This is a genomic window from Pseudomonas sp. NY15463 (genome assembly GCF_048068415.1).
Lineage (GTDB): Bacteria > Pseudomonadota > Gammaproteobacteria > Pseudomonadales > Pseudomonadaceae > Aquipseudomonas > Aquipseudomonas mosselii_C.
The window spans coordinates 438,812-452,044 of record NZ_JBLUQD010000001.1; the positions used below are offsets into that span (position 1 = coordinate 438,812).

Annotated in this window: 11 protein-coding genes and 4 pseudogenes; 8 read left to right on the forward strand and 7 right to left on the reverse strand. The window is 59.5% G+C overall.

All coding sequences use genetic code 11. From position 1 onward, the window contains the following. Positions 1-86 precede the first annotated feature (86 nt). The 3 pseudogenes from ACNFIC_RS02140 to ACNFIC_RS02150 form a co-directional block, all read left to right on the forward strand. Positions 87-433, forward strand: a pseudogene (locus tag ACNFIC_RS02140) (methyl-accepting chemotaxis protein); the annotation flags it as partial. A gap of 212 nt (positions 434-645) precedes the next feature. Then, positions 646-1,190: pseudogene (locus ACNFIC_RS02145) on the forward strand (IS3-like element ISPen2 family transposase); the annotation flags it as partial. A 723-nt stretch (positions 1,191-1,913) separates the two neighbouring features. Next, positions 1,914-2,381, forward strand: a pseudogene (locus tag ACNFIC_RS02150) (transposase); the annotation flags it as partial. A 239-nt stretch (positions 2,382-2,620) separates the two neighbouring features. Here ACNFIC_RS02150 and ACNFIC_RS02155 read toward each other — a convergent pair. Together ACNFIC_RS02155 and ACNFIC_RS02160 are read right to left on the reverse strand one after the other, a co-directional pair. Beyond that, positions 2,621-4,132: a diguanylate cyclase domain-containing protein gene (locus tag ACNFIC_RS02155; RefSeq protein ID WP_416779590.1), complete on the reverse strand. Its 1,512-nt coding sequence runs from the start codon at positions 4,130-4,132 to the stop codon at positions 2,621-2,623. Positions 4,133-4,292: 160 nt separating this feature from the next. Beyond that, positions 4,293-5,393 carry an SDR family oxidoreductase gene (locus ACNFIC_RS02160; RefSeq protein WP_416779592.1) on the reverse strand — a complete coding sequence of 367 codons (1,101 nt, stop codon included), beginning with the start codon at positions 5,391-5,393 and terminating at the stop codon, positions 4,293-4,295. A 72-nt stretch (positions 5,394-5,465) separates the two neighbouring features. Between ACNFIC_RS02160 and ACNFIC_RS02165 the strand changes: the two genes are divergently transcribed. Further along, positions 5,466-5,852, forward strand: a complete 387-nt coding sequence (locus ACNFIC_RS02165) for a MerR family transcriptional regulator (RefSeq protein ID WP_416779594.1) — start codon at positions 5,466-5,468, stop codon at positions 5,850-5,852. Positions 5,853-5,906: 54 nt separating this feature from the next. Here the strand turns inward: ACNFIC_RS02165 and ACNFIC_RS02170 are convergent. Further along, positions 5,907-6,530 (reverse strand): annotated as a pseudogene (locus tag ACNFIC_RS02170) (tyrosine-type recombinase/integrase); the annotation flags it as partial. A 153-nt stretch (positions 6,531-6,683) separates the two neighbouring features. Then, positions 6,684-7,598: a LysR family transcriptional regulator gene (locus ACNFIC_RS02175; protein ID WP_138217575.1), complete on the reverse strand. Its 915-nt coding sequence runs from the start codon at positions 7,596-7,598 to the stop codon at positions 6,684-6,686. Positions 7,599-7,807: 209 nt separating this feature from the next. Between ACNFIC_RS02175 and ACNFIC_RS02180 the strand changes: the two genes are divergently transcribed. After that, positions 7,808-8,830, forward strand: a complete 1,023-nt coding sequence (locus ACNFIC_RS02180) for a zinc-dependent alcohol dehydrogenase family protein (protein ID WP_416779596.1) — start codon at positions 7,808-7,810, stop codon at positions 8,828-8,830. A 199-nt stretch (positions 8,831-9,029) separates the two neighbouring features. Then, positions 9,030-10,427, forward strand: a complete 1,398-nt coding sequence (locus tag ACNFIC_RS02185; protein WP_138217577.1) for a hypothetical protein — start codon at positions 9,030-9,032, stop codon at positions 10,425-10,427. 236 nt (positions 10,428-10,663) lie between these two features. Here ACNFIC_RS02185 and gspJ read toward each other — a convergent pair whose 3' ends face one another. Together gspJ and ACNFIC_RS02195 are read right to left on the reverse strand one after the other, a co-directional pair. Next, complete coding sequence (gene gspJ, locus ACNFIC_RS02190; protein WP_416779598.1) at positions 10,664-11,269, reverse strand: type II secretion system minor pseudopilin GspJ; 606 nt, start codon at positions 11,267-11,269, stop codon at positions 10,664-10,666. Next, positions 11,266-11,727: a GspH/FimT family pseudopilin gene (locus tag ACNFIC_RS02195; protein WP_416780025.1), complete on the reverse strand. Its 462-nt coding sequence runs from the start codon at positions 11,725-11,727 to the stop codon at positions 11,266-11,268. Before ACNFIC_RS02195 ends, gspJ begins: the two co-directional genes overlap by 4 nt. Before the next feature lie 81 nt (positions 11,728-11,808). On the opposite strand from ACNFIC_RS02195, the gene ACNFIC_RS02200 reads away from it, so the two are divergent. After that, positions 11,809-12,240 (forward strand): type II secretion system protein N, encoded by a 432-nt coding sequence (locus ACNFIC_RS02200; RefSeq protein WP_416779599.1) that lies wholly within the window; start codon positions 11,809-11,811, stop codon positions 12,238-12,240. Positions 12,241-12,246: 6 nt separating this feature from the next. Here the strand turns inward: ACNFIC_RS02200 and gspI are convergent, their stop codons facing one another. Continuing rightward, complete coding sequence (gspI, locus tag ACNFIC_RS02205) at positions 12,247-12,633, reverse strand: type II secretion system minor pseudopilin GspI (RefSeq protein WP_138217580.1); 387 nt, start codon at positions 12,631-12,633, stop codon at positions 12,247-12,249. 146 nt (positions 12,634-12,779) lie between these two features. Between gspI and gspG the strand changes: the two genes are divergently transcribed. Next, positions 12,780-13,229, forward strand: coding sequence for a type II secretion system major pseudopilin GspG (gene gspG / locus ACNFIC_RS02210; RefSeq protein WP_138217581.1), 450 nt, complete (start codon positions 12,780-12,782; stop codon positions 13,227-13,229). Positions 13,230-13,233 lie beyond the last annotated feature (4 nt).

Here is a 13,233-nt window from a genome sequence, read left to right on the forward strand (position 1 = left end):
TGGCGTTGAGGGAGGTTAGCCTGGGCGGCAAGCCAGCAGGTTGTGCAACACGTTGGCGGATCTGGACAACTCGCTAAGATGGTGGCCAACAACGCATCGAAATCGAGCATGCCGTTGCGGCTGTGACGGAAATGAGTGCGGCTGTTGATGAAGTTGCCAGTAACGCGGTATGCGCGTCTGAAGTTGCCAAGGCATCGCTGGGGACTACTTAAGCCGGGTATTGGACGTTATTCAGTGGGTGGCTGAGCAAACCAATCTGCTGGCGCTCAATGCGGCCATCGAGGCTGCTCGTGCCGGTAATGCGCGTAGGGGATTTTGCAGTGCTCGCTGACGAGGTACGTGCGTTGACCCAGCGTACCGGTGCTTCGACGCTGGGATCGAGAAAATTATCGGCCTCATTCAAAAAGGTACGGCAGAGACAGTTGCCAGGCTGTTAATACGTGCAGGACGACAACCGTCCGGGAACGTCTAAACCAACTAAGCCACTGATTTTTTTGATTTATGGGGGCAGTAGCGGCCCGTCACAAGCTATCGGGATCGCCAAAGAACATTTGGATATGGCTCTAGGCCGCTGGTTACGAATGAATCGCCCCTGGTTTCGTAGACACCTCCAAGCCTCATAATGAGGCCCAAATAGGAGGTGCCATGAGTCGTCAGCGTTACCCCGAAGAATTCAAGATCGAAGCGGTCAAGCAAGTGACCGAAAAAGGCAAACCTGTTGCCGAGGTCGCCCAGCGCCTGGGCATGTCCGTGCACAGCCTTTACGCCTGGATCAAGGTCTACAGCAAGCCCCAAGAGCAGCGTCAGCAAGACAATGATCAGCAGGCTGAACTGCGCAAGCTGCGCGCTGAACTCAAGCGGGTGACAGAAGAGCGAGACATATTAAAGAAGGCCGCCGCGTACTTTGCCAAGGCGTGCGGCTGAAGTACGCCTTCATCAACAAGCACTCGACGGATTACCCAGTGCGTCGCCTTTGCCAAACCCTCAAGGTGCATCCCAGCGGCTACTACGCTTGGCTGGCCGAGCCTCAATCTGCCCGAGCCAAAGAAGATCAGCGCCTGCTTGGCTTGATCAAGCAGGCCTGGTTAGAAAGCGGCGGCGTGTATGGCTATCGCAAGATTCACGATGACCTGCGAGAGCTAGGAGAGATCTGTGGGCGAAATCGAGTCGGTCGCTTGATGCAGGCAGAACCGAGTAGCTCGATCGCCTTCTGCTGCGGTTTCGCACGCCGCAAGCAACGCCTGATGTGTGGTGGTTGATTACTGTCTGAGTGGCGGTAGGCATTGAAGCAAGAGATTGCCCACGAAGCCACCACGTCTTGCGAGTGAAAAGCTGGATGGTGTCCGGTGAGCGCGTTGAAACGATGCCGGCACAGGAGGCGGTCTGGGTAGGATCCGAGAACGCCCAACAGTCAGGGCAGTGGCCCCGCACGGACAATATGTTCTGGCTATCGGTAATTTTGGGCAGAGGAGAGGAGGTGCGACGCTCGGTAGTGAGAAGGGAACGATCTACCCCCGTGCAGGATGAGGCAAGCTTCGGTGCCTGACCCAGAACGGACACGCGTTGGGTCTGGATCTTCCCCGCGCATAAGGCACGTAACGGCATCCTTTCTATGATCGACATAACCTGACCAAATCTCCTTTTGGGGTATTCTGATTTGGATGGTGGCATATGGCAATCATTCGCGAGTCTCTGGGTCAGCACTCTGCAGAACTTCAGCCAGTCAGAACCGCGATGGCCACGTAGCTGCCAGGCCTGCTGGTCGTCGCTGAGTGGCTGTTCTGGCACAATCAGAGGTACGTCGTTTCAACCAGGTGACCTAGGTTCTGTACGAAATCCCGAGAAACCCAATCGGCCCTTCTGAAGCTGAGATTCTGTAGGATTCCCGGCCTTCTACGGAAAGGAATTCTGTGATGGCAAAGCGTTACGAAATCTCGGATGAGACCCGGGGTGTGGTCGCCGATCTCTTCATCGAAACTCATGGTCGAGGGCGACCGCGCCTGAACGATGGTCTTATGCTCGATGGCGTGCTCTGGGTACTCTGCTCGGGTGCTGCATGGGAGATAAGCCGGAGCGCTTGACCCAATGGTCAATGATGTATCAAAGGTTTCGCGGCTGGCGAAATCAGGGGGCATTCGATCAGATGCTCAAACGCTTGCACCTGAGACTGAATGAGCAAGGCCTAATCGATCCTCTCTAGCGGTCAAGCCAGTGACATCAGCTATGCCCAGCCATTGCTTAACGACTTCAGCATTCCATTAAGCCAACGTGGCCGCCCGCGAAAACGCTGCAAATGGTTGTTTGCTGACAAGGGCTACGACGCCGAAGCGCTACACCGCAACTGCGGCCAATATCGAATGCAGCTCGTCATCCCGATGCGCTCCAGGGTGGGGATTGTAGTGGATCGCAGGCGAAGGGCAACTCAACGCAGGCAAATATCCTTAGCAACGTTTTCACTGCTTCACTGCGGTGGAGGTTGCTCAAATGGGGAAGTGTTTGTGGGGCTCTGTGCCGGCTGATCCTCACGCCGTCCTCCAGTGCTGCAGCGAGCGTTTCTAACGCTTCCCGAATCCGAGCACATCACAGCGATGGCGCACTTGTACATTCCTTGTTATTGGCTTTATGCCTTCGCCCGCTCGACATGCAGACGATAGCGGCCTTCCTGCTTGGCGATATAGAGCGCCCGGTCGGCGCGTTCAATCAGCGATGGCGGGCTTTCGAGGGCCGCTCCATCGGCGCAGGCGATGCCGATACTGGCGGTCACATGCCCGAAAGGGCTGCCTTTGTGAGGGATAGGTTGCAAGGCTAGGCGCTCGAGCATCAGCCTGGCGACTACGGCCGCTCCGTCGGTGTCGGTATCGGGCAAGACCACGGCCAGTTCCTCACCCCCGTAGCGTGCCAGCAGGTCGCTAGGGCGGCGGATGCAGGAAGAGAGCAGGGCAGCCATCTGCTGCAGGCAGGCGTCGCCAGCCGGATGCCCGTAGGTGTCGTTGTAGCGTTTGAAATGATCGATGTCGATCATCAGCAAAGCCAGCATGGTGCCGTTTCGATGGGCCGTGCGGATTTCCTGGGTCAGCGCCGCGTCAAAACAGCGCCGGTTGGCAAGCCCGGTCAGCGCATCGTGCATCGCCAGGCTTTCGAGCTGCTGGTTGCTGTCAAGCAACTGCTGTTGGGTCAGTCGAAGCTCGCTTTCAACCGCGCTTCGCCGGTTCATGGCGCGAATCAGCAGCCAGCCAATGGCTCCGGTCAATGCCAGCAGCGCCGCGACCACCAGCGACGACAGCAGCGCTTCGAGCCGCCAGGCCGAGAGTGCTTCCTGCTCGCCCAGCGCGACCGTTGTCACCAGGGGGAGCTTGTCGCTCTTGCGAAACGCATAGAGGCGCTTCACGCCGTCCAGGCTGGAGGTGAACGATGCGGTGCCCGCTGACTGGTCAACGAGATACTTGGTAAAGATTGGCGACTTCGAAAAGTTGCGCCCCATGTCCTGTTCCCGAAACGGATAGCGCACCAGCATGGAACCATCGGTATAGGCCAGCCCGATGGCACCGTCATGGCCGACATCCAGTTTGCCGAAAAGCTGCAGGAAGTTCTCCACGCCAAGCGTCATGGCGACAACGCCGGCGAACTCGCCGTGGTTATCGTTGAATCGCCGGCTGATGGTGATCACCCATTCCTGGTTGACGCGGCTACGGATCGGCAGGCCGATGAAGGGGGCGCGGGATGAGTCGTCACGGTGGTGGATGAAAAAGGCTCGATCGCCGCTGTTGGCACCGACGGGGGTCGGCTGGTTGGACGACATCAGCCAGCTGCCGTCCTTGGCGTAAATCACGATGCCGCTCATTGGCGGCATCAATGGTCGCTGGCGCTTGACCAGTTGATCCAGACGTTCGATCTGCGCAGGCCCAGCGCCCTCGGTTTCCAGGCGCTCGACCAGGCCGAGCAGCAGCATCGAGCTCTGCCGGACGATACCTTCCGAATAGGTGGACAGTGCCTGGGTCAAGTTCAGGCCATGGATGTTGATCTCTTCCAGGGCACGCTCGCGAGAGGCCATGACCTTCCACAGCATTAACGAAGCGAGAGAGCAACCGATGACCGATAGCAGTAGCACAACGAGGTGGATGTCACGCTTCACGTCAATTCACACGCCTTTTTCCCTAAAAACCAAGTGGAGCGTCGACACGCTTTAACTAACCAGACGGTCAGAAAGTAACCATCTGGTTCATGTGCAGTAATTTAACACCGAAGCTGCTGGAGTGTTCTACAGGATTACGCGCTCTTTCAGGCACCGTTTTTTATCTTCCCGCAAGGTTTTTAGAAGTGTCAGCATGACGATTGTGCAAGTAACCCTGGACATAGCGCACGGTCTTTTCCAACGTTCGCGCCATGTCGGGATGTGCCAGCTGATACTTGAGTTCCAGTTGCTGGCTGTCACTCATGTCGAAGCGCTGCGTCTGGATGAAGTTCAGTGACTCGGCGCTGATCGACAATCGGGTGGCCAGGCCGGGAACTGCCAATAGCCACTTCAACAACCCTATGGGTACATGGCGGCGGGGGGCCTTTATATCCAGCGTTTGTGCCAATTGCTCGAGCATACCCTGCAGGTTAGGGGTGTGCTCATACAGCGCCAGCACTTGCCGGTTGGCCATTGACGGGTCGAACGCCACGCAAGTTATCATCTTTACCAGGTAATCGACGCTGACCAATGGCAACCAGTGCCTGACGGAGCCAGGAACAGCCTTGAACCGGCCCAGTGCCAGATTTCGAATCAGATCTACCAGAGGTTGTCCTTCAGGGATGTGCCCACTCTCGCTGTGACCACACACCGTAGCTGGATGAACGATCGCGTAATCTGCGCCTACCTCCTGCATGTAACGGATGACGGCGAAATGGGACTCCAGCTTGCTACCTTCGTAGCCACCCACACGGCCGTAGACTGCAGGCCAATGGGTGTTTTCAGGGTGCTCGTTATCAACCCCGATACTTGCAAGATGCCTAAGGTTCTGCAGCATATAGCCGCCCACCATCAGCAAGCGCATGCGCTGGCTCGCTGCGAGCCTGGCGACGTTAAGCGCCCCTTGGACATTGACTGAGCGGGCCTGCTCCATTGTCAGGCCCCAAGTAAACTGTGCAGCGAGGTGGAAGACCACAGCCGCCGAAGATACGCATTGCCTGTCTGCTTCGCTGAGTCCAAGCCCATCCCTGCTGATATCTCCCTCAACTGCATGGATATATGCAGGGTTACCTCCCAGTTGCCCGACTTGCTCTTTGAGGCGTCCGATATTTTCAGGGGTGCGCATGAGCACCCAGGTCTTGTGCCTTCCCGCAGTAAGACGGGCCAGCAAATGTTGACCCACAAACCCACTGCCGCCTGTGACGAAACATTCCACGCTCATATCTGAATCCTTGTCTGAATGATCGGCGCAGGCTAAGGTGTAGAGCGTACTCTACAGTCAAGGAGTTTTACTGTGAATGTTGGAGAGTTGGAGCGCCGGAGTGGAGTCGGCCGCCATACATTGCGCTATTACGAGCAACTCGGGCTTATTGTGGCCCATCGCCAAGCCAATAACTACCGCAGCTACAGCGACCAGACCGTGGGTGATCTGGCATTTATTCAAAGTGCCCAGAGCGGCGGTTTTTCACTTGCCGAGATCGGCGACATCCTTGCGGCCAAGCGGGGCAATACGATCGATTGCGCCCAAGGCGCGATGTTGGTGGCCAGCAAGATGGCCGACATTCAAGCGAAGATCACCACGCTGCAAGCCGCCTATGCCCTTCTGGGCGCAGAGCGTGAAAAGCTTGAAGCTAGTGCCGTTGCCAATGGGCTGACCATTGCTCACTTTCCTGCGATTTAGCATACCGCAACGCTGTAGCTTGTTTATTCGCAATTATCTCTACACTTGTGTCTTGTTTCGGAGCGCCGCGTTGCGTCCCACCCAACCACGGCCTTCGGCGAAACCGAGCACGGCCCGTATGATGGTACGCACTCTCTTTGCCATGGCCAGTGTGCATGCGCGGCGCAGGGTAGCGATGATTTCGATGATGTGATCTAGCTTGATCTCGCTGACAGGGATGCTGCCGATTGTGGGTAGGATGTGGTTGTTCAAAGCGCCGCGAAAGCCCGCGAGGGATTTGCTCACAAGGTCGTGCGATTTGAAGGCCAGCCATTGTTCGGCCACGTAACTGAATGTGCGCTCTTCGTTGAGTAACTGCTCGGCGATTTTCTTGCGTTTGGCCTTCAATGGGGCGACGAGATTGGATACGTTCTGGCGCGCGGCTCGGGCCAGGTCGCGGGCGTCTTTCAAGCCAATGTCGGGATAACGGCCGATTGCGTACACGTTCTCCTTACCATGCAGGCGATACCTCATCCGCCAATATTTAGCAGCAGGCTTGTTCGACTTCTGCGAGGCCTAGACATGAAGGTACAGACCGGGCACCTCGCCGTCAGCGTACTTGCTGGGTTCGGCAATGGCGCGCAGGAACGCATCGCTGAGTTTTCGCCGCAGTCCAGGCGTAGGGAGGGAAGTCGTCATGTGCGGGTACTTTTTTTCGAAACAGAAAAAGTACCCAAAAAAATATACCCGCAGACGCGTTGGAAATGGGCGGAATACGACGGACGGCATTGGACTTGAATTGTAATTAAGATGCTAATTTTATTGGGATTTATGGATACCAGTGGAAGTCAGTCACAAGCTATCGGGATCCCCAAAGAACATCTGAATCCGCGAGCGCAACCAGCGCTCTGCCGGGTCGTTGTCCTGCGCTCCGCGCCACGCCATGTGCAGCTCGAAACTACGTACTTCCATCGGTAGCTCCTCAGCCCTCAAACCACCCGCCGCGGTCAGTGCATCGGCTGTGTAGTCCGGCACCGTGGCGACGATATCGGTACCGGCCAGCAAGCTGCCGAGTCCGTTGAACTGGGGGACCGCCAGCACCACATGGCGTTTACGGCCGATTGCCTCGAGCGCTTCGTCGATGAACCCTGACAGGTCGCCCGCGAACGACACCAAGGCGTGCGGGCGGGCGCAGAAATCATCCAAGGTAATACTGCCGGGCACGCTGTCGGCACGTAGTAACTTCGGCTTGCTGCGCCGCAGCACCTTGCGTTTGGCGTTGGCTGGCAGGTCGCTGGTGTAGCTCACACCCACCGAAATCTCGCCCGAGGCGAGCAGGGCAGGCATCAGCAGGTAGTTGACTCGGCGTACCACCAGCACGATACCGGGGGCTTCGGCACGAATACGCTTGAGCAACTGCGGCAGCAAGGCGAACTCGGCGTCGTCCGACAGGCCGACGCGAAACACCGAAGTGCTGGTGGCGGGGTCGAATTCCGCAGCACGGCTGACGGCCGTGGAGATCGAGTCCAGGGCCGGCGACAGCAATGCGAAGATCTCGTGCGCCCTTGCCGAGGGTTCCATGCTGCGGCCGGTGCGTACGAACAGCGGGTCGTCGAACAGGTTGCGCAGGCGCGACAGCGCGGCACTGATCGCCGGTTGGCCGAGGAACAGTTTCTCGGCGGCGCGGGTAACGCTACGCTCGTGCATGAGGGTTTCGAACACGATCAACAGGTTGAGGTCTACACGACGCAAGTCGTTACGATTCATTCGATGCGGCTCGCCAGTTGAAGGGGGCAGGGGTGAATCTTACGGGCAAAGGCTGTTACCCTGCACCGATTTCCGGGGGCCAATACACAGAATTGTCCGGGGCCCAATCAATGACAGGCATGTCGACTATTAACGCCCACTGATGGTCCAATGCTCAAAGCCCGGATAAAGTCCGTGGTAATACGAGATTCACAAAGGCGAGGTATGCGATGTCCCGCATGATCCGTTTCCACAAATTCGGCCAGGCCGACGTGTTGCGCTGCGAAGAGCAGCCCGAGCCGTCACCGGCTGCCGGCGAGCTGCAGATTCGCGTCGAGGCCATTGGCGTGAGTTGGTATGACGTGCTCTGGCGGCAGAATCTGGCCCCCTCCCAGGCGCGTCTGCCAGCGGGTATCGGCCACGAGATGGCAGGTGTGGTCACGGCGGTCGGCGAAGGTGTGGACGATATTGCAGTGGGTGATCGCGTGGCCAGTTTCCCGGCCACCAGTGCCAACGACCATCCGGTGTACGGCGATGTGATCGTGTTGCCGCGTACCGCCATCACCCGCTACCCCGATGTGCTCACCCCGCTCGAAGCCAGCGTGCACTACACGCCGCTGCTGATCGCCTACTTTGCCTACGTTGACCTGGCACGGGCCAAGTCCGGGCAAACAGCGCTGATCACCGATGCAAGCCATTGTGCGGGGCCAGCCTTCGTGCAATTGGGCAAGGCGCTGGGGCTGCGGGTATTCGCTGCCACCAAGGAGCCGGAGCAGCGCGAATACCTGCTGGGCCTGGGGGCCGAGAAGGTCATCGTCACCGAAGAGCAGGATCTGTTGATGCAGGTCGGCAAGTACACCGAGGGGCGTGGTGTCGACATGGTGCTCGATGGCATGGGTGGGCCGCAGATGTCGCTGTTGGGCGATGTGCTGGCGCCGCGCGGTAGTCTGGTGCTGTACGGCCTTCAGGGCGGCAACCAGACGCCGTTCCCGGCCTGTGCGGCGTTTCAGAAGAACATCCAGTTCCATGTGCACTGCATCGGTAATTTCACCGGCAAGCCCGAGTTGGGCATCGCCCAGGATCAGGTCGCCCTGCAGCGCGCATTGCGCGATATCAATCAGTTCACCGCCGATCAGTTGCTCACCCCACAGATCAGCAAGGTCTATCCGTTCGACAAGGTGGTGGATGCGCATCGGCACATGGACGAGTGCCCCTGCGGGGGCCGGTTGGTGCTGGACATGGCCTCGCGCTGAGTCAGCTGTAATCACTTGATCGAAAGCCCGAGTCTCGCCTCGGGCTTTTTCGTTGGACGCGGCAGCGAAATCCGGTATGCCTGGAGAAAAGTCTATTTATCCTTCGTGATTTTGGGAAATTTCCTTCAAGTTTGGTTTTAACTTCATCTGTCAAACTCTTGCCTTCGGTCTAACCAAACCAGGAAGGTGGAGTGATCTCATGAGCCAAACTACCCATGACCAGGCCATGCACAACATTTATCAACAGGTCTTGCAACGTCTGTTGGCGCACATGAACCAGGCGCAGCGGGCGTCGTTGCAGTTGTTGGCGCAACGATTGCTGCTGATCGCCGGAGGCTCAGGACAGATTGGTCAGTTCCACATCCTGCTGCTGCACGGCGCCGACAAACGCAGTGCGCACCTGCTGGCGTGTCTGCGTGCCGTGCAACTGTCCCTGGCGCAGCGCTACAACACGACTTTCCACCTGCGCGTCCTGGTAGCGCGTGCGCCTGGCCTGGATAGCGCCACGCTGGCATGCCACGACCGTTGTTTCGGTGCACTGTTCCTGCATGATGATCCGCGGGTCGAACTGCTGCGCGCCGATGCCGGATGCGTCGGGCGCTATAGCGCGCGTGCGGTAGCGGGCAGCGAACAGCGCGACAGCGCACGTAATGCCTGGTTACTGTTCGGGCACCTGAGCCAGGCCGAGCCTGACGTGTTGCTGGGCGCCCGCGCCTATCTGGAGCTGGCTTGTGTGCTCGACCAGGCGCAGTCCTTCGGTGCTGGCGTGGATGCCTTGGTGACCGTGGTACCGCCCAGGCAGCGCCGACGCTTGATGGCGTGGGGGCGGCGCTGCCTGCGCGCGGTGACCGAGGTTTCCCCCGGCGTCCTGCCGCATGGGGTGGGGGTGCTGGCTGAGGGACTTATGCAATTGCATGGGGTGCTCGCCCTGGCGCATCAGCAGCCGTCCAGGTACCTGCGCCCCGGTGCGAAGGCCATGCAGGTCGTGGCCTTGGACGAGTTGCTGCACCACCCTGGCGAATGGGCGTCGTTGGAGCGCATGTTGGGGCGCGAAGGGGCATTGCCTTGTGAAGTGCAGGGCCCAGCGGGTCTTTTCGACCCTTTGGCGCTGGCGCACTTGCAGGGTTTGCGCTCACAGTTCGTCGAGCAACGCGGCTATCGGCGCGGCTGCCAGGCGGTGCTTAAGCGCTTTGCCCGTCACGCGGCGCAGTGGCCCCAAGGGCAAGCATTGCAGGACGACGCCAAGGAACGTTGGCTGGACGCCTACGGGCTGGGCTCGGAGCAGTTGGTGTGCCAGGCATTCGCTCCCTTCGGAGCGCAGGGTGCTGGCCTTGAGCGGTTCGTGCAGCGTTGTCACCCGCACATGCGTATGGCCTTGCCGTACATGCACCGCGCACTGCAAGGCAGGCCATGCCCGGCGCCGGTGAGCCGGTGGCTGGTGGAGGTGAGCGGGCTGGAGATAGGGCAATTGCGTACGCTGTATGCCCAGGCCATGCGCCCGCAGGTACAACATCTGGTGGATTTGCTCGCCCGTCGTGACTTGGCATTGCGCATGTTGCCGCGTGGAGCACCTGCTGCGCGTCGGGCGCGTCGCTGAGCGTCGTTCTCGTCGGCGGTCAACAGATTTTGAAATAACGACCATTGAAATCGGGTGCTTAGGGATTCTCCGGTCAAGTCAGCGCAGGTCATCTGACCTGCGCTGAGAGCGGTGCGCCATAGCGCGCAAGAACAAAGGCAAATCCCTGGTTTTGAACCGATTGAAGGCTGAGAATGGATTGAACAGCGTCAAAACGCCGCCCATTGCGCGTTCAAGGCAACTTGCTCGGCGTTTCCCTAGAGTGGGCCTACTACTTGCCGATAATGTTCTGCTCCCTGTGGCGTCTGGCGGGTCAGGGTGATCTCCAGGCCCAAGGGCTCGTCCTTGCGATTGCCGCTTAGCTGTCGCCAGCCCTGGCCAGGCTCCCAGACGCGCACCTGCAAGTCACTCACACCGTCAAGTACGGCCACGCCGTCGCCCAGTGCGGCAAGCGGGTAGCGGCTGCGCGCTGGCGCTGCTGCACGGTAGAGGGTCTGGCCCTTCAGCCACCAACGTACCCGTTGCAAACCATCTGCCGATTCGGCAGCGCTGCGGATCACATCCAGGCGAAACTCATTGTCTGCGTTGCGCACGCTGACCGCCGGCGGTGTTTGTGCCGCTTCGGCCCCGCGCCTGGCAAGGTCAGGCGCGTGCAATTGAATGCTGGCCCGCAGGGCCAGGTCGCGTTCCAGCTGGTTGAGGGCGCGCAGTAGCGCCTGGGTGCGTTCGGTGCTTGCCTGCAGATGCTGGTCGGCACGGCTCACGCTGTCGAGGCCGCGCCAGGCGATCAGGCTGACAATGGCCATCAACATGATCGCCACCATCACTTCAATCAGCGTAAAACCTTGCTGTCGGCGCTTCATGGTGTGGCCTGCAGGCGAAATGTTCCGGCCGCGGTCCGCAACACCGAGATGCTGTGCTGACCGTCCGAAAGCTGCAACTGAATCGACGTATCGAACCACTCGGCGTTGAGTACCACCCGCTGTTTGGGTATAACGCGCACCTGAACCGTCGGCGTGTCCCACGTCCGAGGATGCAACTGCGGGTCGCTGTGAAACTGATCGAAGCCCGTACCTTGTTCATTGCGGCGGCTAAAGCGAAAACCTTTGCTATCCGCAAGCCAGGTGATCGGGCGCCCGTCAGCCAAGGCTTCGGCCTGGGCAACCTGCAGCAGTTGCAGCAGGCGGTTGGCGTCTTGGCGCAGCAGTTGCAGCGGGTCGGGCTTGATACTCAGGCCGACCGCCGCACTGGCGATGCCGATGATGACAAGCACCACCATCAGCTCGATCAGGGTAAAGCCGTGTTGCCTGGCCTTTTTCATAACGCAACGCTCCGATGCCATGGAGAAAAGACCGAGCGTTGTCCTGTAGACTGCGCGACAGGACAACAAGGAGGTTTTGTCTTGGCATTGCTCTTTCGGTTATCACCTGTGCGCTGTGTGCAGGCGGTGGCATTGTTGGCGACGCTGGCGGGCGTGTTGATGTGGTCATCCCTGCTGCTGACGTCGGCCCAATCCAGTGCACCGCCGCCCGTGCGCGAAGAGGCCGCCGCGACACTCGAAAGCCCCGCATTGCAGTGGTTTTCCAACCGACCTGCAGCGCTGGATATCAAGGTTTCAGGGGTGATGAGCGTTGCCCAAGGCGCAGTCGCGATCTTGAGTCTCAACGGCGCGCCGCCGCGCGCTTTTCTACTGGGTGAGCGCCTCACCCAAGGTGTGCGTCTGGTGGCGATCGAACGCGACAACGTGGTGATCGAGCGCGGCAGTGAGCGGTCTCGGTTGAAGGTCAACACGCTGCCCGCCGCCCCGTCGATGCCACGCTTGACCCCGCCCTGAACCCAGTCATTCGCCGGCGTCCTGGGGCTGGACGAGCAGCGTCTCGAGCCGCGCCAGCGGCGGCGCTTCGCGTTCGCGATCCCAGACCAGCAGTGTGACGCGCATCAGCCGTGTGGCTGCGCCCGCGACGATCACTTGCTCGCAGCGCAGTTGCAGGCGCCCCTGATTGCATTCGAAGGCTTTGTGCCCCGGTGTAAGCAGGCCTTCCAGGCGCAGTTCGGCCAGCCGGCCCTGCGCTGCCAGCAGTGCCAGTGACCGGTCACGCAGCAGTGCATTGCTCTGGGTCATCAGGCCCGCAACACGCACGGCGGCCGACATGGCCACAGCAATGATCGCCAAGGCCACCAGCACCTCGATCAGCGTAAAACCTTGCTCCTTGCGCGATATCTCCATGGTTGGCTCTTCAGCGAAAACCGGGGTGCAGGATAACACTCGCAAACACGTAAAAGACCCAGCGCAGTGGTGAGTTTTGTCGATACAGCGTTTCGTTCATTTGTTACACTGCGCGCCGAATTGCAAACTAGCCAAGGATGGTTGAGATGGATGTCGCACGCGTCAAGTTTCAGTCTGCTGGTGGCCGTGGCCAGCAGGGCTTCACCCTGATCGAAATCATGGTGGTGGTGGTGATTCTCGGCATACTTGCAGCGATGGTCGTACCCAAGGTGCTCGACCGTCCAGACCAAGCCAGGGCCACGGCGGCCAAACAAGATGTCGCTGGCCTGATGCAGGCACTCAAGCTCTATCGCCTCGATCACGGCAGTTACCCGAGCATGAACCAGGGGCTCAAGGTGTTGGTGGAGCGCCCGGCAGATGCCAAAAACAGCAACTGGCGCGCCTACCTGGAGCGCTTGCCCAATGACCCGTGGGGGCGTCCTTACCATTACCTGAATCCAGGTGCCAACGGTGAAGTCGACATCTTCTCCCTCGGCGCAGACGGGCAACCCGATGGCGACGGCGTGAACGCCGATATAGGCTCCTGGCAGCTCTGAGCGC

Bases quoted from the DNA above. Each gene is read 5' to 3' on its own strand.
- ACNFIC_RS02160 (WP_416779592.1), bottom strand. From the start codon at position 5,393: ATGAGCGTGGAATGTTTCGTCACAGGCGGCAGTGGGTTTGTGGGTCAA.
- gspG (WP_138217581.1), top strand. From the start codon at position 12,780: ATGGATGTCGCACGCGTCAAGTTTCAGTCTGCTGGTGGCCGTGGCCAG.
- ACNFIC_RS02195 (WP_416780025.1), bottom strand. From the start codon at position 11,727: ATGAAAAAGGCCAGGCAACACGGCTTTACCCTGATCGAGCTGATGGTG.
- gspJ (WP_416779598.1), bottom strand. From the start codon at position 11,269: ATGAAGCGCCGACAGCAAGGTTTTACGCTGATTGAAGTGATGGTGGCG.
- gspI (WP_138217580.1), bottom strand. From the start codon at position 12,633: ATGGAGATATCGCGCAAGGAGCAAGGTTTTACGCTGATCGAGGTGCTG.
- ACNFIC_RS02180 (WP_416779596.1), top strand. From the start codon at position 7,808: ATGTCCCGCATGATCCGTTTCCACAAATTCGGCCAGGCCGACGTGTTG.
- ACNFIC_RS02175 (WP_138217575.1), bottom strand. From the start codon at position 7,598: ATGAATCGTAACGACTTGCGTCGTGTAGACCTCAACCTGTTGATCGTG.
- ACNFIC_RS02185 (WP_138217577.1), top strand. From the start codon at position 9,030: ATGAGCCAAACTACCCATGACCAGGCCATGCACAACATTTATCAACAG.